The sequence below is a fragment of the Agarivorans sp. QJM3NY_25 genome, assembly GCF_050870875.2.
In the GTDB taxonomy this organism is placed as follows: domain Bacteria; phylum Pseudomonadota; class Gammaproteobacteria; order Enterobacterales; family Celerinatantimonadaceae; genus Agarivorans.
Window position 1 is genome coordinate 2,143,133 of record NZ_CP194041.2, and the last position, 22,604, is coordinate 2,165,736.

18 protein-coding genes are annotated in these 22,604 nt (G+C 43.7%); 10 read left to right on the plus strand and 8 right to left on the minus strand.

Annotated features, from left to right (window positions below):
* Position 1: 1 nt before the first annotated feature.
* The 3 genes from ACRRSW_RS09925 to ACRRSW_RS09935 are packed head-to-tail and all read left to right on the plus strand — an operon-like array spanning position 2 to position 2,692.
* Positions 2-961, plus strand: a complete 960-nt coding sequence (locus ACRRSW_RS09925; RefSeq protein ID WP_432453384.1) for an ABC transporter permease — start codon at positions 2-4, stop codon at positions 959-961.
* Positions 954-1,904 carry an iron chelate uptake ABC transporter family permease subunit gene (locus tag ACRRSW_RS09930; RefSeq protein ID WP_432459246.1) on the plus strand — a complete coding sequence of 317 codons (951 nt, stop codon included), beginning with the start codon at positions 954-956 and terminating at the stop codon, positions 1,902-1,904. The genes ACRRSW_RS09925 and ACRRSW_RS09930 overlap by 8 nt, the downstream gene beginning before the upstream one ends.
* A gap of 20 nt (positions 1,905-1,924) precedes the next feature.
* On the plus strand, positions 1,925-2,692 hold the full coding sequence (locus ACRRSW_RS09935) for an iron ABC transporter ATP-binding protein (RefSeq protein ID WP_432453382.1): 768 nt from the start codon (positions 1,925-1,927) through the stop codon (positions 2,690-2,692).
* A gap of 48 nt (positions 2,693-2,740) precedes the next feature.
* Here ACRRSW_RS09935 and ACRRSW_RS09940 read toward each other — a convergent pair whose 3' ends face one another.
* From ACRRSW_RS09940 to ACRRSW_RS09950, 3 genes are read right to left on the minus strand one after another with little or no spacing between them, the layout of a single operon-like run.
* The gene (locus ACRRSW_RS09940; protein WP_432459247.1) at positions 2,741-3,958 is read right to left on the minus strand and encodes a multidrug effflux MFS transporter; all 1,218 of its coding nucleotides are present in this window, start codon (positions 3,956-3,958) and stop codon (positions 2,741-2,743) included.
* Positions 3,959-3,962: 4 nt separating this feature from the next.
* Entirely contained in the window at positions 3,963-4,763 is an 801-nt protein-coding gene (locus ACRRSW_RS09945; RefSeq protein ID WP_432453380.1) for a siderophore-interacting protein, read from the minus strand.
* 2 nt (positions 4,764-4,765) lie between these two features.
* Entirely contained in the window at positions 4,766-5,413 is a 648-nt protein-coding gene (locus ACRRSW_RS09950) for a recombinase family protein (RefSeq protein ID WP_432453379.1), read from the minus strand.
* A 340-nt stretch (positions 5,414-5,753) separates the two neighbouring features.
* Between ACRRSW_RS09950 and acuI the strand changes: the two genes are divergently transcribed.
* Positions 5,754-6,734, plus strand: coding sequence for an acrylyl-CoA reductase (NADPH) (gene acuI / locus ACRRSW_RS09955; RefSeq protein WP_432453378.1), 981 nt, complete (start codon positions 5,754-5,756; stop codon positions 6,732-6,734).
* A 57-nt stretch (positions 6,735-6,791) separates the two neighbouring features.
* Here the strand turns inward: acuI and ACRRSW_RS09960 are convergent, their stop codons facing one another.
* A complete protein-coding gene (locus ACRRSW_RS09960) occupies positions 6,792-7,733 on the minus strand; it encodes a LysR family transcriptional regulator (protein ID WP_432459248.1) in 942 nt (313 codons plus the stop codon).
* A gap of 439 nt (positions 7,734-8,172) precedes the next feature.
* On the opposite strand from ACRRSW_RS09960, the gene ACRRSW_RS09965 reads away from it, so the two are divergent.
* The gene (locus tag ACRRSW_RS09965; protein WP_432453376.1) at positions 8,173-8,895 is read left to right on the plus strand and encodes a FadR/GntR family transcriptional regulator; all 723 of its coding nucleotides are present in this window, start codon (positions 8,173-8,175) and stop codon (positions 8,893-8,895) included.
* A gap of 49 nt (positions 8,896-8,944) precedes the next feature.
* On the opposite strand, the gene ACRRSW_RS09970 is transcribed toward ACRRSW_RS09965, so the two are convergent.
* Positions 8,945-10,600, minus strand: coding sequence for a phospholipase A (locus tag ACRRSW_RS09970; protein ID WP_432459249.1), 1,656 nt, complete (start codon positions 10,598-10,600; stop codon positions 8,945-8,947).
* 492 nt (positions 10,601-11,092) lie between these two features.
* Between ACRRSW_RS09970 and ACRRSW_RS09975 the strand changes: the two genes are divergently transcribed.
* The 4 genes from ACRRSW_RS09975 to ACRRSW_RS09990 all read left to right on the plus strand — a co-directional run bounded on the left by ACRRSW_RS09975 (position 11,093) and on the right by ACRRSW_RS09990 (position 16,027).
* A complete protein-coding gene (locus ACRRSW_RS09975) occupies positions 11,093-12,235 on the plus strand; it encodes a GNAT family N-acetyltransferase (protein ID WP_432459250.1) in 1,143 nt (380 codons plus the stop codon).
* Positions 12,236-12,304: 69 nt separating this feature from the next.
* The gene (locus tag ACRRSW_RS09980; protein WP_432453373.1) at positions 12,305-12,886 is read left to right on the plus strand and encodes a DUF6151 family protein; all 582 of its coding nucleotides are present in this window, start codon (positions 12,305-12,307) and stop codon (positions 12,884-12,886) included.
* Positions 12,887-13,282: 396 nt separating this feature from the next.
* Positions 13,283-15,175, plus strand: coding sequence for a methyl-accepting chemotaxis protein (locus ACRRSW_RS09985; protein ID WP_432461109.1), 1,893 nt, complete (start codon positions 13,283-13,285; stop codon positions 15,173-15,175).
* 522 nt (positions 15,176-15,697) lie between these two features.
* The gene (locus ACRRSW_RS09990; protein WP_432459251.1) at positions 15,698-16,027 is read left to right on the plus strand and encodes a hypothetical protein; all 330 of its coding nucleotides are present in this window, start codon (positions 15,698-15,700) and stop codon (positions 16,025-16,027) included.
* Between the two features lie 84 nt (positions 16,028-16,111).
* Here ACRRSW_RS09990 and ACRRSW_RS09995 read toward each other — a convergent pair whose 3' ends face one another.
* From ACRRSW_RS09995 to ACRRSW_RS10005, 3 genes are all read right to left on the minus strand, one after another.
* Entirely contained in the window at positions 16,112-18,778 is a 2,667-nt protein-coding gene (locus ACRRSW_RS09995; RefSeq protein WP_432459252.1) for a M14 family zinc carboxypeptidase, read from the minus strand.
* A gap of 146 nt (positions 18,779-18,924) precedes the next feature.
* Positions 18,925-20,127, minus strand: a complete 1,203-nt coding sequence (locus tag ACRRSW_RS10000) for an ATP-grasp domain-containing protein (protein WP_432459253.1) — start codon at positions 20,125-20,127, stop codon at positions 18,925-18,927.
* A complete protein-coding gene (locus tag ACRRSW_RS10005) occupies positions 20,105-21,097 on the minus strand; it encodes an ATP-grasp domain-containing protein (RefSeq protein WP_432453369.1) in 993 nt (330 codons plus the stop codon). The genes ACRRSW_RS10000 and ACRRSW_RS10005 overlap by 23 nt, the downstream gene beginning before the upstream one ends.
* A 256-nt stretch (positions 21,098-21,353) precedes the next feature.
* Between ACRRSW_RS10005 and ACRRSW_RS10010 the strand changes: the two genes are divergently transcribed.
* Positions 21,354-22,457 (plus strand): M20 family metallopeptidase, encoded by a 1,104-nt coding sequence (locus tag ACRRSW_RS10010; protein WP_432459254.1) that lies wholly within the window; start codon positions 21,354-21,356, stop codon positions 22,455-22,457.
* Positions 22,458-22,604 lie beyond the last annotated feature (147 nt).

A 22,604-nucleotide genomic window follows, 5' to 3' on the forward strand; every position in this document is an offset into this window, starting at 1 on the left:
TATGAAAATAAATCGCGTATTGTGCGCGCTGCTTGCTTTGTTTAGCTTAGCAAGCTGTTCGCTATTTGTCGGGGTGGCGAGCATTAGCCCGCAAGCCTTATTGCAAGGTGATCACCAAGCTTGGCTTATCTTTATAACAAGCCGCATCCCAAGACTATTGGCCGTTTGTTTGGCGGGCGCTGGTTTAAGCATCGCTGGTTTAATCATGCAGCAAATCGTACAAAATCGTTTTGCTGCACCATCGACCACCGGAACCATCGATTGCGCGATGTTGGGTTATGTGTTGAGCATTATGCTGTTTAGTGATGCGAACAGTTTAGTTCAGCTTGGGGTGATCCTATTATTCTCGCTGCTGGGCACTTTAATCTTTGTACGTTTCCTGCAGCGCTTAAAGTTCAAGAATACGGTGCTGGTTCCGCTCATTGGGATTATGTATGGCAATGTTATTTCTTCGTTAAGCACCTTCATCGCTTATAAATACGATTTAATGCAAACCTTGTCTTCATGGACCGTTGCAAACTTCGCTTCGGTGCTACAGGGGAATTACGAAATTCTCTACTTAGCTTTACCTGTATCACTAGTCGCCTACTATTACGCAAGTCAATTTAGTGCCGCTAGCATTGGTGAAAGCTTCGCTAAAAATATAGGTTTGGATTACCAGAAAATCATCTTGATAGGCGTCATGATTGTTGCATTGTTGGCATCGTCGGTGGTGATGATTGTTGGTGTTATTCCATTTTTAGGTCTAATTGTTCCCAATTTGGTCTCGCTATTCATGGGCGATAATATGAAGCGAAATTTACCTTGGACGGCTTTTTGGGGAGTGGTTTTAGTTCTAATTTGTGATGTACTTGGCCGAGTCATATTGTTTCCCTATGAAGTTCCTATTTCAATGATTATTAGCATTTTGGGTGGGATAACTTTTATTGGATTAGTGTTAAAGGATAAGTCCAATGGCTAATTCGATGAAGGTGACATTACTGGCGATAGCGGCCGCGATTATTATTGCATATTTTTTGTCAAAGGGATTAACCCTCGATAATTATCAATTCTTTTTGTCACGGCGGATCCCTAAAGTACTTGCAATGATGCTGGCTGCAGCCGCGATTGGAGCCTCTTCGTTGGCTTTTCAAACCATTACTCATAATAGAATTTTAACGCCTTCTATCCTAGGCTTTGACTCCCTTTACGTGCTGATACAAGTGCTGATTTTACTGCTATTTGGCAGTGCCAGCAGCTTGATGCTGAATAGCAAACTTAACTTTTTAATTGCGACCTTGAGCATGGTGGTTTTAGCCATGGGCCTGTTTACACTTTATTTTCGGCGTAAAAGCAACGATGTGTTTACTTTATTGCTAATTGGCATTGTGTGTAGCAGCTTATTTAGCAGTATGACTAACTTTTTTACGCTGGTGGTGGATCCGAGTGAATTTTCGCTCATTCAGGGGTCGATGTTCGCCAGCTTTAATAATGTGAACGGTGAGTTGGTCTATTGGTGTATCGCTCCCTTACTTTTGGCGCTTAGCTACTTGTATCGACTGTCTGGTCAATTGGATGTATTGCTCTTGGGCGCAGATAACGCCAAAAGCTTAGGGATTGATACACAGCGGCTTACCATGAAAGTGATGTTTGTGGTCACAATATTAGTTTCAATCTCTACCGCACTGGTGGGACCGATCTTGTTTTTTGGATTGATTGTGGTGAGTTTGACACATCAATTATTTACGACTTTCAACCATCGTTTCCTGCTGATCGCCTGCTCGTTGTTAGCAACCGTATTGTTGGTTGGTGGACAGTGGTTGGTGGAAAACCTCCTGAGTTTTGAAACCACTCTCAGTGTGATCATTAATTTTATCGGTGGCAGCTACTTTTTGCTGTTGCTGATGCGTAACAAATTTAACTAACGGCTCTCAAGACTAGTCCTATGATAAAACTAACCAGCTTGTCAAAAATCTACAGTAATCACTATGTGGTAAACAACGCCAGTGCACTATTTCCCTTGGGGGAAGTGAGTGCAATCATCGGCCCCAATGGCGCGGGTAAAAGTACCTTGTTGTCGATGGCTAGTCGCTTAACGGACTGTGATGCAGGGGAGGTGCTCATTGCTGGTAAAGAACTGGCGCAGTGGGATAGTGAAGCGCTGGCAAAGCGTTTAGCAGTCTTAAGGCAAGCCAACAATATTCATATGCGTTTTACCGTGCGAGAGTTAGTGGCTTTTGGCCGTTTTCCTCACTCGAAGGGGCGGTTAAACCAGCAAGATCAGCAAATTATTGATCAAGCTTTAGAACATTTAGATATCGAGCATATTCAACAGAGTTATTTAGATCAGCTTAGTGGCGGTCAGCGACAAATGGCTTTTATTGCTATGGTGGTGGCACAAGATACCGATTACATTTTTTTAGATGAACCCCTAAATAATCTGGATATTAAACATTCGGTCGAGATCATGAGTACCCTGCGTCGCTTGGCTCATCAGATGAATAAGGCGGTGGTGATTGTGATCCACGATATTAACTTCGCCTCTTGTTATGCCGATAACATCGTCGCAATGAAAAAGGGCGAGGTGATTAAAAGTGGACCCGTGGCGGAAGTCATCGATGAACAAGTGCTCTCTCAAATTTATGAGATTCCCTTTAAGATCCGGGAAATCGATGGTGAGCGGATCTGCATGTATTATGGAACGGCTATTTAATCGCCTTAAGACACTGTAATAAAAAGAGTTTAACTCGTATTCCACTCGTTAAACTGAACTCGATAATACCGTTGCCTCGGACTTTGATTTTGGAGGCGAGGCCTTAAAGCCGTAATAGATATTAAAGCTGCTTAGTAAGGCAAATAGTCCGATAACTAATCCTAAATGCCAGGCGTAATGCATGCCCATTTTGAGCAATAGCATACTCGCCAGGGCGGCAAACAGCATCTGGCAGCCACCGGCTAAAGCGGCGACAGTACCAGCCTTATCTTTAAAAGGTAATAGTAATAATGTCATGGCGCAGGGCAGGGCAATTCCATTGCCAAGAGCCATTAAAAATTGGCCGCTCATCATCGCCAGCGGTGTTAATGGAGCCATAATCAACCAGATTGCAGCGCAAAGATGAACCACTGGTGAGCAGAACAACATTGCTTTGGTTCCTATTTTTGGCCGAACTCGATTACAAATGAGGCTGCCAGTGAGTAGACCACTGGCCGGTATTAAGGCCCATAAAGCGTATTCTTCCGAAGTCATCCCAATCTGGACTTGCATGATGAAAGGCATCAGTGATACCGAGATCACCACCAAACTGAAGTTAAGCCAATTAATGGCCGCAAAACTGACAAAGTAGCGCGAACGAAACAGTTCAATATAGTCACACACTATTTTTTGTGGCTTCGCCAAAGCAGACTTGGTTTGTAGGGTCTCTGTGAATAAGAAATACAGCAAAACCCAAACTAGCGAAATGTAGCAAAGCAAGCAGATAAACACGCTAAGCCAGCCTAAATTATGATTGATAAACCCACCAATGACAGGCGCGACAATTGGCGTGAATGAGGCGACAACGGTAATCCACGATAGCGCGTTAGGAAGCTCATCCTTAGAATAACTATCTCTTAGCGAGGCTCGTCCTAAAACGGCGCAGCAACCTGCTCCCAAGCCTTGGATAAAGCGGCCTAGCACCAGTAGTTCGAAGTGTTGGCTACCGACCACTGCTACACTTAAACCAAGCAAGGCAAGTAACAGTCCAAATAACAACACTTTACGTCTACCAATTGCATCTGATACCGGGCCATAAATAAATTGTGATGGACCAAAGCCTAGTAGATAAATGGCTATCAGTTGTTGTGCTTCATCGACGCTAATCGAAAAATCTTTGGCTATCCAAGGCAGCGAAGGAAAAACTAAACCCATGCTGAGTTGACCAATGCTTACGACTAAGCTGGCCAACAGAACGGGTTTCCAGTTAAATGAGCGGTTTGTCATCGCGTTACTTCATGTTGTGAGAGAAGGCGTCTGAGTCTTCTTTTTTCAATACTTTGTGACCATCTTCGGTCATCCCTTGTTTCCAATAACTACTGAAATAAGAATTTGAGCGCGGGACTTTTAGCTGGCTAATATACGCCCGTATCTTGCGCATGTCAGTAAATTCGCAAGCACACCAAACAGCAACACTGCCTTGAGGCCATGGATGATTGATCACTACATCTGCTAGCGTTTGCCTGTTGTCTTCTTCAATCAGCCAGTGAATTTGAATGCCTTCTGGTGTTTGGATTGACTGCTTATCGGCTTGATGCTTGAGCAATACGAAGGCTGTTCCTTGGGTGTTGCTCGGCAGTTGAGCTAGTTTTGCTTGCATTGCGGGCAAAGCAGTCATGTCGGCGATCAGCAATACGCTATCGGTATTCATGTCAATCGCTGCATTTGAGTTAGGGCCTGCCAGCTGAATGCTATCACCTACTTTGCAGTGCTGCGCCCAATGGTTGGCATAGCCGCCATTTTCTGGGCTCGGCTGGGCATCGCCATGACGCACAAAATCGATGCTCAAGGTTTGTGTGCTTTGATCTAAGGCTTGTACGGTGTAAGTACGTACCACAGGGCGTTGTTCTTCGCTTAACGAACTCAGATCACTGCCACCTTGCGGATGAAATAATAGTTTTAGGTATTGACCTGCGCTATCTTCAGCAAACGACTTGATTGCTTCTCCACTGAGAGTGACCCGCTGCATATTCGGCGATATGGTCTCACTTTTGACCACGGTGAGTTGTTTTAACTGTAATTTTCTTTTCATGATTATTCACTTTGATTCTGTTTGTTGGATTTACGTTTGAGCCGCATATCGCCTAAGTTGCCTTGTTCCGCAATTTTGGCTTTTACGCGCTTCACCGTCGACAGACTGGCGCCACTCTCATCGGCAGTCTGTTGTAAGGTTTTCCCCTCAATTAAGGCTGCTGCGATTTTTTGATGCTTTTCTTGGTCACATTTGCGACCTTGATATTTCTTATTCCATTCGCTTGGATTTTGTCGCAATGCTTCACGGCTCAGTGCTGCTGCTGCGAGTCTGCGACAGCGCTGGTTATTGGCAAAGCCAGTCAATAAAGCATTTATTAAGGATAATTGTTTGCTGTCGGCATGGATGCTGAGTTGTTGGTCATAGGTTTTAATTGTGACCCCTTGTGTCAGCAGTTGGCTTATGGTGCTATGAATATCAGTAAAACTACTACCTAAGCAGTTAATCCACCAAACAATCAGCGTATCTCCAGTTTTGAGTTGCGCCATTAGGGTGCTTAATACCGGACGCTCAAGGGCTGGCACATTACCGCGGATCCCTGTTTCTAACTTCAGTTCGGCTTCTGGGTACTGGCTTTGAATGGTTTGATTTTGTGCTGCCTGCTGTATAAATTTGGGTGACATGCGCGCATAAATATAACTGCGTTCCATGTTTACTCCTCGAGCGTTCGTTGGGTTCTTTTGGTTGAATGGCTCACAATGTACTCCGGTTCATATGGAGTGTAAAGTTAATTTTGAACCCATTTGTTTTTCACTGTTCTATTTCGGTGGTTGTTTGACGACGAAGCTATCCGTTACTTAGCCTGTGATAAGGTATAAGCTAGACCCTGAAAATAGTGTGTATACCCAAGCAAAACAATTTCGCTCATGTTGGCTAAGTTATGAGTTATGTACATCTATTAAATGATAAAAATTCATTTAATACATTATTCAACAAGGATTACACTTCACCTTTGTTTTGTTATTTCAGTCATTTATTCGGAGCATATTTATGTTTAAGGCACTCGTACTCGATCTTGCTGATAAGAAAACCTGCGCTAGCATTTGTCAACTGGAAGACTCGGCGCTTCCAGAGGGAGACGTGGTGGTTAAAGTTGATTATTCCTCGTTGAATTATAAAGACGGCCTCGCAATTACCGGCAAAGGCAGAATTGTTCGTAATTTTCCAATGGTCCCTGGAATTGATTTAACAGGTACCGTAGAAAGCTCTTTAGATCCGCGTTACGCCGAAGGTGATAAAGTGGTATTAACTGGTTGGGGCGTCGGTGAAGGGCATTGGGGGGGAATGGCAGAGAAGGCCAGTTTAAAAGCAGATTGGCTGGTGCCTTTACCCAAAGGATTTGATGGTAAACAAGCCATGATGGTTGGTACGGCTGGTTTCACCGCGATGTTATGTGTACAAGCCTTAATTGATGCGGGGGTCACGCCTGAGTCTGGTGAAATACTGGTGACGGGTGCTAGCGGTGGCGTGGGCTCGGTAGCCGTTTGTCTATTGGCCCAACTTGGATATAGCGTGGCAGCTGTTACTGGGCGTGTTGAACAAAATGGCGAGTTATTGCGTTCTTTAGGTGCCTCTCGGATTATTGATCGAGATGAGTTTGCCGAAGCTGCGCGTCCCTTAGAAAAGCAATTATGGGCAGGTGCGGTAGACACGGTTGGTAGCAATGTATTGGCAAAAGTGTTGGCGCAAATTGATTACAATGGTGCGGTGGCAGCCTGTGGTCTGGCGGGTGGTTTTGACTTACCAACCACCGTGATGCCATTTATTTTGCGTAGTGTGAGCTTATTAGGTATTGATTCAGTGAGTTGTCCGACGGCCAAGCGCATTAAAGCTTGGCAACGTTTAGCTGAATTACTTCCACAAAGTTATTTCCAGCAAGCATGTACCGAAATTGAACTGCCGCAAGTTGCTGCATATGCAGAAGCCATTACCCTCGGTCAGGTGACTGGTCGAGTGGTGATTAAGTTATAAGAATTGAGAGCCTTGGTATTGAATACGCCGACAAAGATCGGCGTATTGATTGACGCTTTAGACCAAGCCCATGTCTTGAACTCGTTTACTGATCAGCCGGCTGCACTCTTGTTTAATCAGATTTCGTAGCCACTGCTGTGGCGCAGCATGTTCACAGCGTAAAGGCCAAATTAGTGAATAATCGAAGGGTTCAAATTTAAAGGGTAAAGGTTTGATGAGTAGCTGATGTTTGTCTGCTTGCAAATAAGCTAAATCTGCGGGAACGGTAATGATGATGGGTTGCTTATCGGCAATGGCGATGGCGGCATCTAGGTGATAAGCACGTAATAATAATTTAGGTTTAGGGTGTCCAATCAGGGCTTCGTCAATCAACTGTTTTACGCCGTCACTAATTGCAATCATCGCATGTGGGTAATGGAGATAATTTTGTAAACTGAGTGCTTGCTTGGCTAAAGGATGATGCTTTGAGAGTAAGCAAAATACACTGACTAAGCCTAAGCTTTCACTGAGCAAAGGTGCAACAGGCTTTGTTGGTCGACTTATCGCCATGTCGTAGCCATCACTGGTTAACTGTTTGTTTAATTGGTCGTGTTGTAGCGGAACAAACTCGAGAGTGATGTTAGGCGCTTCTTGATAAATTCGTGGCAAGGCAAAGGGAAGGATCGTTTGCATCGCATAGTCGGTGGTGGCGATCGTGAAGTGTTGTTGGCATTGACTGGGATTAAAATCACTAGGGCTTAAAATTTGCCTTAGCTCTTCTAGGGGATGCTGTAAATGTTGATTCAGCTCGATGGCTCGTTGGGTTGGCACTAAGCCCTGACCCTGACGAATAAACAAGGGATCGTTGAGTAACTCACGTAGACGAGTTAATACTCGACTCATGGCAGATTGGCTTAAATTTAACCTTTGAGCCGCACCGCTTACGCTGCCTTCTTCTAAAAGTATTTTTAATCCGATCAGAAGATTCAGATCGCGTCGATAAATGTCTTCCAATTCCATAGACTAATTTTTCACTGTTGCTTTACTTGCTCCGAGACACCCTCAAGCGAGACATTTGTATGAATGACTCTGCATGGTCATTGAATGGAGACGCCAATGACTAGGCTCGTACATGGGTTTCACTATTATTCGCCCAACACTATGCAATTCGTGCCATTACCACTCGATTTTGGGATTGTAAGCTTAGTCCTGAATAATAAGTATTATCTTAGGCTCTGCTCATCGGCAAGAGATCATCATACTAAACGAGTTATTATTTGGCTATTGGCCTCAATATGGTAATAAATTTGTCGCTTATCTCTGTGTTTAAGTATTTTTTATGTATGTTGCTCGATATATTGGTTACTATTAGTCATACTAAAGCCGAATAGTTAATAGCAGTAAAGTGAGTGATAGTTCAGGTCGCTTTATTACTATTAATTTTTATAAAGGTTGTTACATGTCTAACGAATTCAATCAAATAGAAGGGGCATCACGAAGTCTGCATTTACAAGTAGCTAGAGAAATCGCGAGAGGGATCTTATCCGGCGCTTTGGCTCAAGGAAGTATTATTCCTGGAGAAATAGCCCTTTGCGAACAATTTGGCGTTAGCCGAACGGCTTTGCGTGAAGCGATTAAATTGCTCAATTCTAAAGGTTTATTGGAATCTAGGCCGAAGATAGGCACGCGTGTTCGTGATCGGGAACATTGGAACTTCCTCGACGCACAGTTACTCGACTGGATGATGGGTTTGAGTAATACCGAGAGCGCTTATCATGAATTTTTGACACTACGTTGTGCTATTGAGCCTGAAGCAGCGGCTTTAGCCGCGCGTAATGCAAGTGCAGAACAGCGGATGCAGTTATCTGCGGTATTTCAGCAAATGTCGAATGTTGCGAGTGGAGTAGACTCGGAGACAAAATGGACCGATGTAGATATGGAATTCCATCGCTTGGTCTTTTTATCAACCGGAAATAGTTTTTATATTCCTTTTGCAAATGTATTGCGTACGATGTTTGTTGGTTTTATTGATCATGCCTCTCAAGAAGGGGATAAAACTTGTATCGAAGAGCATAAAGCGGTTTACGATGCGATTATGGCGGGTAATGCCGAAAAGGCACGTCAGGCGAATATCGATTTGCTGAACATTAGTAAGGCACAGCTGGCAAGCGGTGTAGCTTAGTGTTAAGGCCGAGTTTATGAATATAAACTCGGCCATTTTATTGCTTTGCTTAGTGGTTAATGGCAAAACCTAAACCCAAACTTTGGTTGTGTTTATTGTAATCAATCAGTGATTCTCCATAACCGTTAAAATACTTTAGGTATATCGACAGTTCAGAGCTGATTGGATAAGACCAGCGCACATCGATGGCACCTTTGTTATCTCGTTTTAGATTGTTACGGGCGAGTAGGTTTAAACGATGATACTTACTAAATTCTAAATCTACGCTTAGCTCGCCATAACCGTAATAGTCTTCCATATTCGGGTTATCATCATCCTCAGCCTCTTCTTTAAATCGATACCAAGGTTTGATTGCCAGATTGAGTTTGCCAATATCTAATGGTTCTCCTAAATCGAAATTAAACTCAGTGTAGATCCGGTTCCAAGAGCGTGAACGTAGCTGTGCCTGTCCGTTTGATTCGTGCACCAAACCTAGCCTTACCCAGCTTGGCGACCATGCGGTTTGACTTAAATCGTTGTCTGGTTGATTCCATTGATAGAATATCTCTGGCTCATAGTTGGTTTCTCTGATTGAATCGCCAGAGCGTTTGTAGGGCTGCCAGAACGTTTGCTGACTATAAGCAATGTTTATATTGTCGTTGTCGGTGAACAGCTTGAAGGGCAGCATGATCCCAAAGCTAATTTGAAACTCAACTTCCATGTTCTCGGGCTGTTCGCCGCTGAGCCCACCTTTTAAATCGGGAATACTGGGCGAGGGATTGTATTTGACAGGAAGAATGTAGTTATCGCGGAAAAGACTCATTCCTGCATATTGCCATATTTCGTGATTTTGGATGAGGTCATCACTGGCTGGGATACGGTTTAGACTGAGCCCTAATCCAAAGGATTGATTGTGGAAATTGTAGTCGAGTAAAGATTCACCATAACCATTAAAGTATTTAGCATATAGGGAAAAAGACTGAGAGACGCAGTAGGATAAACGTAAGTCAAATGCGCCTTTGTTATTTGATTTTAGGTTGTTTCGCCCCATGACTCTGACTTTATTTGGGCAGGTCGGCTCTCCAAATAGATAGGCCATTGATAATTCACCGTAACCATAATAATCAGTAAACTCTTCGCCTTGATTCGTTTCTGGGCCAACTGGTAGCCAAGGTTTGAAACTGAGTTGAAAATTGTTATATGCGGCATCAAATTGTGCATAGACACGTTCCCAAGAGCGAGAAAATTCGTCTTGAGAGCCGTTGGCTTGATGACTAAATCCTAGACTAACAGCTTTCAGTTGCCAGCGATTCTTGACGATGCTTTTGTCATTTGGTAACCAAGTGTAGATGAGTTCTGGTTCGTAGTTGGTATCACGGAAGGGCGCAGATACCGGCTTGTTATAGACTTGCCAGAAGCTTTGTTGCGTATAGGCAATACTCAGGTAATCTCGATTGTTGAATAGTGTACTCTTAAGAATTAATTTGCCGCTGATCTGAAACTCGGACTCCAATTTGTCAATCACCTGTTCATCTGTTGAGAGTTCGCTGGCCAGACGGGTTGAGTAATCTGCTAAGGCGGGCGGATCCGGATTGTATTTGGCAAATAGAATGTAAGTATCTCTATAAGCGACCAATCTGGGGGGGGGATCCGCATTATTCGCTTTTGCTATTGTTACGTTAAAAATGATAACCAACATAAGCGAGGTAATCGTTAATTTAGCCATATCTTCCCTGATGGTTAATCGTGTGAGCTGAAAGGTTCACTTATTTTTGGTGTTTGATTTTTGTTCAACTTAAAAGCATTTTGGCTACGGAGTAGACATAAATTGACTCATTATTTTTCGATGGTAGCGGTAAATGGGGAAAGATGCGAGTTAAGGTAAAGTAATTTTTTGGGGTTTTGGGGCGGATTTTAGACACTAATATTTAGGTTATTCTGATTTCATAGGCTAGATTTGGATATTGATGCTGCGATGAGTCATCGTGCAGCGAAAATATCAGCTTGCGCATAGGCTTGCTCAAGCTTGAGTCCATACCTTCCAATGTAAATAGGGGCAAACCTCTCCTTCAAAGTAAACTTACCCGCAGGATCTTGCTATCCATCTTGTTATGCTGATATTTGCTTGACTAGCTTTTGCTGCACAGCAGTGGTATCAATAAACCGAGAACGATAAATTAGCTTGTGTGAGTTGATTGAAGAAAAACTGGGCAAGTAAATGAAAGATAAGGTTTTAGCGTTTAGTCAAATGTCTCCGGATTACTTAGTGCATCAACAATTCCCGACAGCTTATCAAGCTGGCTGTTCGTTATTTAATTCACCTATATTTCTACAAGCACTGGAACAACAGCGTTGTGTTGGCGATAACAGCGGTTGGTTGCCGCGTCATATAGAATTGTGTGACGCTCAAATACTTATTCCAAGTTATATCAAACAACACAGTTATGGGGAGTATGTATTTGATTGGAGCTGGGCCGATGCTTACCATCGTTATGGCTTGCAGTATTACCCAAAGTTGGTCTCGGCAATTCCCTTTACGCCAATCACTAGCGAAAAGCATCTGGGTCAGCGATTGTCTGAGGCCGCAGTTAAAGATTGGGTGCAAGTGGTGATAAGTATTTGTCAAGAGCAACAACTCAGTTCGTGGCACTGTAACTTTATTGATGTTGATTTAGCTGAGCAATTGGCAGCGCTTGGCTTAATGATTCGTCATGGAGTGCAGTTTGAGTGGTTCAATCACCAGTATCATCATTTCGATGATTTTTTACAGACTTTTACGTCGCGAAAACGGAAAAACACCAATAAGGAGCGGCGCACTGCACAAGGTAGTGTTGAGCATATAAATCGTTTAGTCGGTCAACAAATTAGTCAAACAGCACTCGAAGCCTTTTATCAATGTTATCAAAGTACTTATTTAAAACGTGGACAACAAGGCTACCTTTCTTTTAGCTTCTTTCAGCAGTTGCTCGAACAACTGGGCGATTCTATGTTGCTCGTGACTGCAGAAAATAATCAGCAAATTGTTGCTTCGGCACTATTCTTTTTTGATGCTGATAACTTGTATGGACGATACTGGGGTTGCCTTGAAGAATACCCCTGCTTACATTTCGAACTGTGCTTTTATCAAGGGATCGAGTTTGCAATAGAGCGAGGTTTAAAACGTTTTAACCCCGGTACCCAAGGCGAGCATAAACTGTTACGGGGCTTCGAACCGGTCACAACTTACTCGGCGCATTATATTAAACAAGCTGACTTTGCGCAGGTTATCGCCGACTTTTGTGCCCAAGAACGCCAACAAATGGTTGAATATGGCCGCCAATGCCAACAACTGTTACCCTTCAAAACAAAACCCGAAACGTAGCTTTATGCTATCTTTAGGCTCGCAAGGATAGTGATTGCCGCAGATGGTCCATATACTAAGGAAGCGAAGATGGCACAATTAGAACTAAAATGTAAATGTGGTCAAGTGAGGGGGCTTGTACAACAGCTTAAGCCCAATCAAGGCACTCATTTATGCTGTTATTGTAAAGATTGCCAAGCTTTTGCCGCTCAGTTGCAAGCTGAAACGGCCACCCTCAATGAGTTTGGGGGAACCGCTTTATTTCAGATCTATCCCGCTGCAGTTCAAATTATACAGGGCCAAGAGCATTTGGCTTGTCTTCGTTTACATAAAAAAGGCTTATATCGCTGGTATACCAGTTGTTGTGACACGCCCGTGGCTAATACTGTTGGTTTGAATGTCCCCTTTGTTGGACTTATCCATAGCTTTATTGCACCAGATCAAGATATTCAAGAGATTATAGGCCCGTTATATGGTTCAGCTTACCAGCAACAGGCAACCAGTCATTTACCTGAGTCCTTATGGGGTAATAAGTCTCGAGCTCGGATCATTTTTCGGATCATCAGTAAAATGTTACTGTGGAAACTAATGCGCAGGGGGAAACCAAACCCATTTTTTAATGCCAATGGACAGGCGCGAGTTAAACCTAAAATTATTAGCGATGGTCACTAATAGCAATCAGTTCCATAACCCAGTTAGCGGTGATTTAAGCCCGCAAAAATTAACCGATAAGCAGTTAGATTGGTATAAAAACCTGTAATTTAAGTTGTGATAGCGCTATTTCAAGGCTGCGTATTTATTTATGCGTTCTTTGTTCACGGTATTTTTCTGGTATCTGTTTTTCGCCACCCAGCATCTGATTTGTTCAATTCAGTTTCATCTTCATGTCATTAAGAGCAGCCATGATCTTCTAGTGCGGGTTCATGGTTTGAGGGGTTTTAGATCTTAAAACGAGTCTCTAATGTTAGTTTTGTTTGCTTAAAGGCTCATTTTTATCGTTTCAAATACGCCAATTTTATTATTGTTACTATACTGAAAAAGCTTAATATTTTTAATAAGGAAGTGATGATGCGAACAACACTTAAGACTCGCCTACTGCTAAGTAGTCTGTTTGCAGTATTGATCACTGTGGCGGTATTGGTGAGTATTTCCAGTTACTTCATTCGTAGCAATGCTCTCACCAATACTCAGCTCGAAATTGAACATCTGGCGACTACCTTTACTCAAGGAATAGGCCATTGGATTTATGATCGCAAAAAAGCCATTACGGGCCTCAAATCAACCATTGAGGCGCAACCAGATCTCGATCCTGTTCCTTATTTATTGCAAGCGCATAATAGTATCGGTTTTGCTTTAACCTATTTTGGTGATGAGCAAGGCAATATGTATCGTCAAGATCCTCGCTTGAATAAGCCAAATTACGATCCTAGAGTCAGACCCTGGTATAAGAGTGCAAAGGCTGCTGGCAGCATGATTATGACGGCGCCTTATGTGAGTGTGACCTTGCAGAAGCAAGTGGTGACGATTGCCGAGCCGGTGATGGTGGCTGGCCGATTTTACGGGGTTGCTGCGGCTAATTTAACACTTGATCAATTAACGGACGCAGTTCGACAACTAAAGGTCCCTGGAGAAGGTTACTCTATTTTGGTCGATAGCGCTGGTTTGATTATTAGTCACCCAGATAGTGAATTGAATAATCAACAACTAAGCACGATTGATGGTGAGATGAATCAAAACTGGGTTAAAGCGCGCGCCAATACCAATCTCATAGAAAATCGCATTTTGGATGATACCGCTAAGCTGGTATATGTAGAAGCGGTACCAGAAAGTGATTGGTCTTTAATATTCATCATGGGCAAACAGCAAATTATGTCACAGGCTGCTAGCCTCGCATGGTGGATGTCGGCGATGGGCTTTATTTTATTGATTCTATTTGGGTTGGTTTTAGTCGCGATTTTCAAATTTCAATTTAGAGGTCTCGAGCGAGTCGCTCAGGCGCTGAATGATATTGCCGAAGGTGAAGGGGACTTAACAGTACGCATTCAAACAACGAATAGTTACGATGAAATCGGCCAGTTGGCTGGCGGTTTTAACCGTTTTGTTGAACGGGTTCACGGTATGATCTCTCGGATGCATGAAATTGCGGGTCAATTGGGAGGACAAGCCACAACAACCAGTGCATCAGCCACCGATAATAGTCAGCGAATCGCGGTTCAACAAGATGAAGTGACCATGGTTGCCACCGCAGTGACTGAGATGGCCAGCGCAACCGAAGAAATTGCTAGCCATGCAGAGCTTACGGCGAATACCGCACAAGAAGCGGTGACTCTCTCTAGTCATGGTCAAACTCAAGTGATGCAGAGCCAGCAGTCGATTCGCAGTTTGGCGGACGAAGTGGCGACCGCCGGACAGATTATTGGTGAGTTGAACGAGCACTCACAGAAAATTAATAGTATCTTGTTAACGATTAGTGGTATTGCTGAGCAAACCAACTTGCTGGCTCTAAATGCCGCCATTGAAGCAGCTCGAGCTGGCGAACAAGGTCGTGGATTTGCTGTTGTGGCAGATGAGGTCCGAGTATTGTCGCAACGTACCCATTCATCGACCCAAGAAATTCAGGCGATGATCGAGACCTTACAACAGACGGCTGGTAAAGCAGTCACCTCGATGACCCAGAGTCATGATATGGCCGAAACTAGCGTTACCGATGCAAATTCTGCTAGCGAAAGTTTGTCTCAAATTAGTAAGGCGATCAACGATATCTCAGATATGGCGACGCAGATCGCGACGGCAGCAGAAGAACAAACTTCTGTGACCAGTGAAATCAATCGAAATACCGAATCGATTCGTGAAGTGTCGGAAAACTTATCTCAAGAGGCGCAAACCTCGATGACACAAGCCCAGGAACTGGCAAATTTAGCCGAATCGCTACAACAAGAAGTGAGCCGATTTAAATTATAGATTATTGTCGCAATTTCTTAATCCCGTTGAAGGTTGCTATTTAACGGGATTTTTTATGGTTGGCTTGTGATGGTTCTCAAATCAAATGAGCATAAATGCTAAATTACTTCATGCCATTCTCCTTTGTACCGCGATTCAATATACCGTTTTGAATTCGAATCAAAAATACTCAAAGCTGACAATCTCGATATAATGTTTTATTAAACAAATGCTTAAAAATAGGTTCTAAGAGATTCATAGCGTATTATTTTTTTGTCGTAAGTATTACATCCCTTTTCATTTCACTGACTGATCGTTTGCTCGTGGATGCGTTTCGTTATGAGGTGAGCTGACAGGCACGCTTAGACCTTTCTATAGCTTTGGAAAAATTTTTATAACTTAATTAAGGATTATTAAATGAAAATATCGACGATTTTTGTCATGTTACTGGCTTTCTTATCCTCCGCAAGCTTTGCTGAGAGCATGGGGTCGGCATACATTCCTTAAAACTTGTCAGCAACTTCAAAGGCCAGTGAGATGGGGGTGACTATTTCAAATATTACTGACGAAACCGTTAGTGTTGAACTTGAAATGTACGATCTTAATGGCAGTTTAATTAGCAGCCCTTCGGCATTTACGAATTTAAACGGGGTTGCGATAAATATCAGTACTTCACCGGCTGATGCGACGATTAGTTTTGATATTCCAGCTAACGCGACCGCTGCGTTTACCTATGGCAACTGGAATGGTCATGGTTATGGCAAAATCACTTGGAAACAAGACAGTAACAGGCGTACCGCATTATTAGCCCATGCCTTGAGAAATAATAATGGATCATTTTCAATACCAGTTAATGCCGGATTACCATTCTGAAGTTAACTCTAGGAACTGTTTAAGCTAAATATTAGCGCCAAGCCAGCGAAAACAGTGGTGTTTCGCTGGTTCGGCACTAGCCGTTTAAGGATTATCTAAACTTTGAAAATACTCATCTTGTTGAGGCTCCCAGTCTTCAGGGTCAAGTTCGACTACCGGGACGGCCTGATTTGCACTGAAATAAATACAAGCGGGAGCGGAATATAAGGGGACACCATCGTAAGAAAATATCGAGTAGTACTTAGGAATATTGGGATTACCAAAATCATCAAAAGTGTATTCATCCTTACCGCCATAAATTTTTACGCCATCTTGAGGTGATTTGGGAGGATGAAAGCGATTCCGCACCACAAAGGCACCCACAAAATCGTCATTGTCAGGGTTTTTCCAGGTGAGTTTCGCTAAGTTTTTTTCAAGCGTGACCGTGAAGTTTGTCGGGGCAGCTAAACGGGTCTTCGGACGTTCGATATACTCGATGATTAATTTTGGTTGTTGCTGATTACTCGGATCATTAAGCCAATTTATCAGATCATCTTGGCCTTTTTTGCTGGCAGAGGTGGAGCGGATCACAAAACAAATGGGGCTATGTTCACTATATAAACGCTCCAGTTCTCCACGACTAAAGCTATCAAAATTGAAGAAGTGTGGCTTTTTATCGCGTAGCTCAGTATGACTGACTTCGTATCCAATATATTGAATTCGTTGACGTTCTTTAACTGATTGGTAGCTCAAGTTGTCCACTTCGGCCAATTCGACCGTGAATCGAATATCTTTTTTGGGGCCCAAGAAGTTGGTGTTTTGAATGACGAGATAGGCATCGGTAATCACGGTTCGTTGCGGGTCGGGCATCGCCTGCATAGCGAAGGCCAGTTGCCCATAAACTTTTTCACCTTCAGGGTCATAACCCGAAGCTAATTTGCCATTTTCAATTCCTTGTCGATAGATACTATTGACCATTGTAGGGTAGAGTTCTACACGCTGTGGTCGACGTGTATAGGTGAGTTCAATACTGGGTCGATAGTGAATGCCTGAACCAAAGCGACCAAAGCCAATATCAAACTGCATCATCTGCGATTCGTGCCCTCGGGGAAGCGTCGTGGGGCCGTCGATACGGATCACCAGACTGCCTTGTTCGATAAACTGTTCAAGTAATTTGCGCTCTGCACCGTTAAACGACCAATGACTCCAGACCCCTTGGGTTAACTTATCTGATTCGATGGCTTGACCGGTGTGTAGTACTTTGGCGTTTTTGATGGCTTCAAAGTCGCGAATATCGGAAATACTCGCGGGATCGAGTATTGAAATCCCCCATTCTCCGTAGTTTTCTATTTTTGCACCAACACGGTTGAGAGGGTAAAGCGAGAATGATGCGGCTTCAATTTGAGCATCGTCGGGGACTCTATCTAGTTTAAATTCAATGACGCCGTAGCAAACGCCTCGAGATTTATTCACTCCAATAAATAACGAGTTGTTCCCAAAATGTTCTCGATTTTTTTCTTGAGTGTATTGCCCTAGATAGCCAATATCGTTGCGCAGCGGAAATAAGGTTCGGCTAAATTGATGTTGCGCGAGGTCGGTTTTTAATTTCACTTCTGGCGCATAGGGGCCGCAGATCTGCTGTTTTGCATGAACCGCCCTAATTTTGTAGTAATAGTAGCTGCCGCTTTGCAGTTGAACATCGGTAAAGCTGGTGGATTTGGTGATGCCCACTAAGTTGTCATCTGTACAGGGACTTTTATGTTGCTGGTTGCGATAAATTTCGAAATAAACATCCTCGTCACCGGAATATTCCCACTCTAAAGTGGCTTCATTGGCGGCAAGTGCGTTAATCGTGAAGTTGCTCACTCGCTGCGGCGCGAGGGACGAGTAACTGATTGCTGAGTTAAGTGCGAGTACCAGCGCGGGAATGTTTTCGTTCACGCTTTGGGTCATGTTTTCCATGTAATCGGGAATATTACGAGTGCCTACCTCAACAACGGTGGCAATGATGCCTTTGTCGTAATAGTACTCTCGGCCGCTACCATTAATTAAATTGGTGGGGGGCTTGCCACGATGTATCCCATATTGGGTACCCGAGACTTTTTGGATTTCATGTGCCATGTTGGCGCATAGGGTATTTAAGTCAGTGGTATCGACTTCGGCTTCATGATTAAATTTATGCGCAGGGAAAAATACGTTGCCTTGCGAGTGGTAATCTAGCGCGATCGTAATATTGTGATGGTTGTCGACAAAGTCTCTAATCGCTCGAGTTTCTGGTTCAGAAAAGGCTTCAGGACCACCATAGGTGGTGGCATTGGTATCGTTACGGTGTTTGAAACGAGTGCCAAAATTGCGGTTTAGATCGACGCCAAAGCTACCATCGCCGTTATCTCTGCGGTTTTTTCGCCAAAAAGAAAAATGAGTGCGAGAAAATTCAAAACCATCGGGGTTAAGGCAGGGCACAATATATAGGGTATTGCGACTCAAGGCTTGCTGAAGCTTTGGGTTAAACTGATGATTGTCGATAATGTATTTGATGAAGCTATTGGCCAGTTCGATACCAATCCATTCTCGGGCATGAATGGTTCCCGTATATAACAGTGCAGGCTTGGTGTTGGCATTGGCTAAACCTAAGGAGAGAGTGGCTAGAACAATAGGGCGATTTTCCCAAGTATTCCCAATGCTTTGCACGTGGATTAAGTCTGGGTAGTCAGCCATTGCTTGTTCAAGAAAAGCCATCGTATCTTTATAAGAAGTATATTGTTTTTTCATATTTGGCCTACTGCCAGGTTTTTTGCAAAGCCTGCATTTCTTCCTTGAGAGTGTACTTTAGTTACTGTTGTGGTGTTCAATCATCATACGAAGCAAGCTCCGTTCCCCCTTAGTTTACAGAATAAGGGGGATGGTTCGTCAATCATTTAGTCTGGTTGTTGTTGCGGGCTTGATTCGTCTGCTTCTTCTGAAGAGGGAATATCGCCTTGGCTTTGCGTACCAGCACTTTGCATGGTCGCTTGCCGGGGACTTGTGGATGATTGATTTCGCGGGTAGTTATCCTGACGATTCCAAACTTCACTTGGCCACTCTTCTGCACCGGGGATCGGATTTGTTGAAACAATGGGGTAATTATCCTCGCTAAGTGCGGTAAAGGTTTCACCACTGTCACAGCTGGGAAAGTACTTTCGGCCAAAGGTGATATACCGCATCGTTCGCAGGATCGAAGCGCTCATTTTGCCTAGCTCTTCCCAGTTGTATAGTGGAATATTAGGCAATTTAAATTGCCCGTCGGATAAGTTCCACATCAGGTATTGGCCTATCCAGTCTCGAATATAGGGGAAGGCGGCAAAGGCGGTGGCGCATTCTAGAATGCGCAATTTACCATCGATACCAACAGCGATGTCACAGGCCCAATACTCGGCCTTGGCGGCTTTGGAGACTTGAACTGCCAAATCTAACACCTCTTTGGGGACATCCTGATAATCCATGCTGCCGCCTTGGCTGGTATTGGTTAGCCAATCGCCTTCGGGAGGACGGCGCCAAAAAGCGCATACCGGTTTATGGCCAATCAGCATCACCCGTATATCGGCGCTCATGGGGACAAAGTTTTGCAGGTAAACCGGATAGTATTTTTTTTCGGCGAGTAAGGCTTTGGCTTCTTGAAAGTTGTCTACTTTATGGACAAAGTAACCACCGTAGTTTGATGGCCCGTAAGATTTTTTGATGATCTTGGGGTAAGTAGTGGTCTTTAAGAATGCTTCGGCTTCGGCATATTCATAAAAAATATCGGTGGGCGGAATGGGGATTTGGTATTTTTCACAAAAATGAGTGACATTTTCTTTCGATTTATTGCTGAATTGAGTATCTAGTGAGGGAATAAATCGAACCTCTGGCAATTCGCGTGCAATTTGTCGAAAAGTTTCGTAGGCCGTTGCGGGAATATTACCAATGAGTACTTCGATTTTTTTTTGCTTCACTTCTTCGATAAAGCGATTTTTATCGTGTCCCCAATGGTAAACCACGGTTTCAATTGTATTTGGCCAGCCTTTAAAATTAGATTTGTCGAAAAATCTTAAGACGTGGTCTAGATAAAGTAGGCCTAGTTTAGGCAGTCTGCTGTTGCTCATATATGCTGTCTTCTATTCGGTCAACTAAGGGGAGAGGTTGGGTGTTGGTAAATATAGTGCGCTCTACTAATTCAACAATGGCATCAATTTTTCTCGAGTTAAAATCGATCCCCAGTTTTTCTTGTTCCGGTGTGGCAAAGGCAGGAATGCCGTTGACTTCCAACACTACATATTCTTCGGTATCTAAGTCATAAAGTAGGTCGACGCCAGCAATCTCTAAGCCGGTAACCTTAGCTGCCTGTATGGCGAGTTCAATCACTTCATCTGAGGGATGGCGGGTAATCACGCTGCCACCACTGGTGATGTTGGTCTTCCAGCTATCGGTGGGCGCTTTACGGCCGTAACAACCGATGTACTTACCGTTGACAACGTCGACACGATAATCAGTTTTATCGTAATTGATGTATTTTTCTAAGTAAAAGTGCGGGACATCGAGTCGATTTAAAAACGGTACCAGCACATCTAAAGAACGCTCGTCTTCGATCTTCACGATCCCTGTTCCGCCCCAGCCATCGGTTGGTTTGTATACAACTCGGCCATTCCATTCACGAACCGTGTCGCGTAGCCCTGAAAAATCTTCACGATTAAATAAGCGATAATCGGCACTGCGTATGCCGGCTTGATTGAGCGCGTAAGCGGTTAAAAATTTATCTTCGGACAGAGAAAAGGCTTCAAAATTATTGATAGTTGGCACCAATTTATTGATCGCTTGATATAAATACATTTGGAAAGGTGTTTGTTGGCCTGCATTATAAGAGAAGAATAAATCGAGTTGCTCCATGGCAATACCATTACAGATAATCTCGCCATTTTGCGCTGAGGCTTGTGCTAAATCTAAGCCGGTAATTACGTTAATCCCACGTTGTGCTAATTGCTTGATAATGTTGTTCTGGATGGTGTCCCCACCGCTGTTTTGATACATCCACATCCCTATGGTAGGGCCATTTTTATCTACTAGATTCTTACCCATAAAAGCCCCTTAAGACCAGAATTCATCACGTTCAAGGTTTATTTCCATTAAACCTATGGTCTAAATCAGCAATATTAATGCCATTAGATGTCGTTACCATTTCAATGGTTCACTTTTTGCAGTAGACAAATGGCTTCGAATGATATGGGGGTTTAGGGGCGCTTAAGGTTTGCGAGCGTTAGCGACCTATAAGGGCCGCTCCTTAAGGGAATATAGCGATTTTTAAGGCTTTAAAAATAATGAGGAACTAAGCGAGATGCTGAACTTTGCCCAATTGAAAAGTATTATCGATTTAAACTCTTATACAAAAAATAAAGCGGGGGTTGACCAAAATGGTGCAGTGTTTCGCGCTTGGATGGAGCAACTCGGCTATATCACCGAAGTTTTTCGGCGAGAGCATATTGGGGATCATTTGCTATTTACCAGTCGATATAACTCGGCATTACCACGGGTATTGCTATTAGGCCACCTTGATACCGTATTTCCTCCCAATAGCTTTGAAGGGTTTCGTGAAGACTCCGACTGGGTGTATGGGCCCGGCGTATGTGATATGAAAGGCGGTAATATTGTTGCTTTAGAATCGCTTAAGGCTGTGCGCTTGGCTCACGGCGGACTGGCTAATATCGATATGTTGTTGGTTAGTGATGAAGAAAGCGGCAGTGATGACAGCAAATACCTGAGTGCGGAATTGGCTAAAAATTATGACATTTGCTTGGTATTTGAAGCTGCTGGGGCCGAGCATGAAGTGGTGACTGAGCGTAAAGGTGTCGGCACGTTTACCATTCACTTTGAAGGCAAGGCTGCTCATGCGGGGAATCATTACGCCGATGGTTGCAATGCTAATTTGGCGGCGGCACAGATGCTGATTGCCTTGACCGATTTAACGGATCTAGCTGCTGGTAGCACCGTAAATGTGGGAAAAATTTCGGGAGGGATAGGTGCCAATACGATTTCACCGAAAGCTTCAATTGTTGTTGAGCTGCGCTATACCCAAATCAAGGAACGAGACCGTTTACTTGCCGGACTTGAACGCATTGTCGCCGAGCCAAAGGTTGCCGGTGTAATCGCTTCGCTGGAAGGGGGGATCCAACGCGATGTGATGCAGGCATCCGCTGAGCAAGCTGAATTACTGTCAACGATAGCCGAAATTTTAGATTATCCATTAAAAACCGAGAAGCGAGGTGGGGTGAGTGATGCTAACATCGTGTCGTCAGCCGGGGTGGCGACTCTGGATGGTTTTGGGCCGTATGGTGATGGTGACCACACGGTTCATGAACGCGCCAGTAAACAGAGTTTTGTGCGACGGATCGACGAGGTCACTAAAATCTTGTTAGCTTTTAATGCGAATGCTTCGCTATAGGTGCCGGAAGATAACAGTGTTTTTAGCATTGTAAATGCTAAAAACAGATCAGTGAGGGGGCTATTGTTCTAATACTCACGATTGGCCAAAACGAGTTTGAGCGGCCACTTATGCAACGGTGTTTGGAATTAGCGTTAGTATGGAATC

Bases quoted from the DNA above. Each gene is read 5' to 3' on its own strand.
- ACRRSW_RS09985 (WP_432461109.1), top strand. From the start codon at position 13,283: ATGCGAACAACACTTAAGACTCGCCTACTGCTAAGTAGTCTGTTTGCA.
- ACRRSW_RS09980 (WP_432453373.1), top strand. From the start codon at position 12,305: ATGGCACAATTAGAACTAAAATGTAAATGTGGTCAAGTGAGGGGGCTT.
- ACRRSW_RS09945 (WP_432453380.1), bottom strand. From the start codon at position 4,763: ATGAAAAGAAAATTACAGTTAAAACAACTCACCGTGGTCAAAAGTGAG.
- ACRRSW_RS09965 (WP_432453376.1), top strand. From the start codon at position 8,173: ATGTCTAACGAATTCAATCAAATAGAAGGGGCATCACGAAGTCTGCAT.
- ACRRSW_RS09930 (WP_432459246.1), top strand. From the start codon at position 954: ATGGCTAATTCGATGAAGGTGACATTACTGGCGATAGCGGCCGCGATT.
- ACRRSW_RS10010 (WP_432459254.1), top strand. From the start codon at position 21,354: ATGCTGAACTTTGCCCAATTGAAAAGTATTATCGATTTAAACTCTTAT.
- ACRRSW_RS09960 (WP_432459248.1), bottom strand. From the start codon at position 7,733: ATGGAATTGGAAGACATTTATCGACGCGATCTGAATCTTCTGATCGGA.
- ACRRSW_RS09950 (WP_432453379.1), bottom strand. From the start codon at position 5,413: ATGGAACGCAGTTATATTTATGCGCGCATGTCACCCAAATTTATACAG.
- ACRRSW_RS09935 (WP_432453382.1), top strand. From the start codon at position 1,925: ATGATAAAACTAACCAGCTTGTCAAAAATCTACAGTAATCACTATGTG.
- ACRRSW_RS09970 (WP_432459249.1), bottom strand. From the start codon at position 10,600: ATGGCTAAATTAACGATTACCTCGCTTATGTTGGTTATCATTTTTAAC.
- ACRRSW_RS09995 (WP_432459252.1), bottom strand. From the start codon at position 18,778: ATGAAAAAACAATATACTTCTTATAAAGATACGATGGCTTTTCTTGAA.
- ACRRSW_RS10005 (WP_432453369.1), bottom strand. From the start codon at position 21,097: ATGGGTAAGAATCTAGTAGATAAAAATGGCCCTACCATAGGGATGTGG.
- ACRRSW_RS09975 (WP_432459250.1), top strand. From the start codon at position 11,093: ATGAAAGATAAGGTTTTAGCGTTTAGTCAAATGTCTCCGGATTACTTA.
- acuI (WP_432453378.1), top strand. From the start codon at position 5,754: ATGTTTAAGGCACTCGTACTCGATCTTGCTGATAAGAAAACCTGCGCT.
- ACRRSW_RS10000 (WP_432459253.1), bottom strand. From the start codon at position 20,127: ATGAGCAACAGCAGACTGCCTAAACTAGGCCTACTTTATCTAGACCAC.
- ACRRSW_RS09940 (WP_432459247.1), bottom strand. From the start codon at position 3,958: ATGACAAACCGCTCATTTAACTGGAAACCCGTTCTGTTGGCCAGCTTA.
- ACRRSW_RS09925 (WP_432453384.1), top strand. From the start codon at position 2: ATGAAAATAAATCGCGTATTGTGCGCGCTGCTTGCTTTGTTTAGCTTA.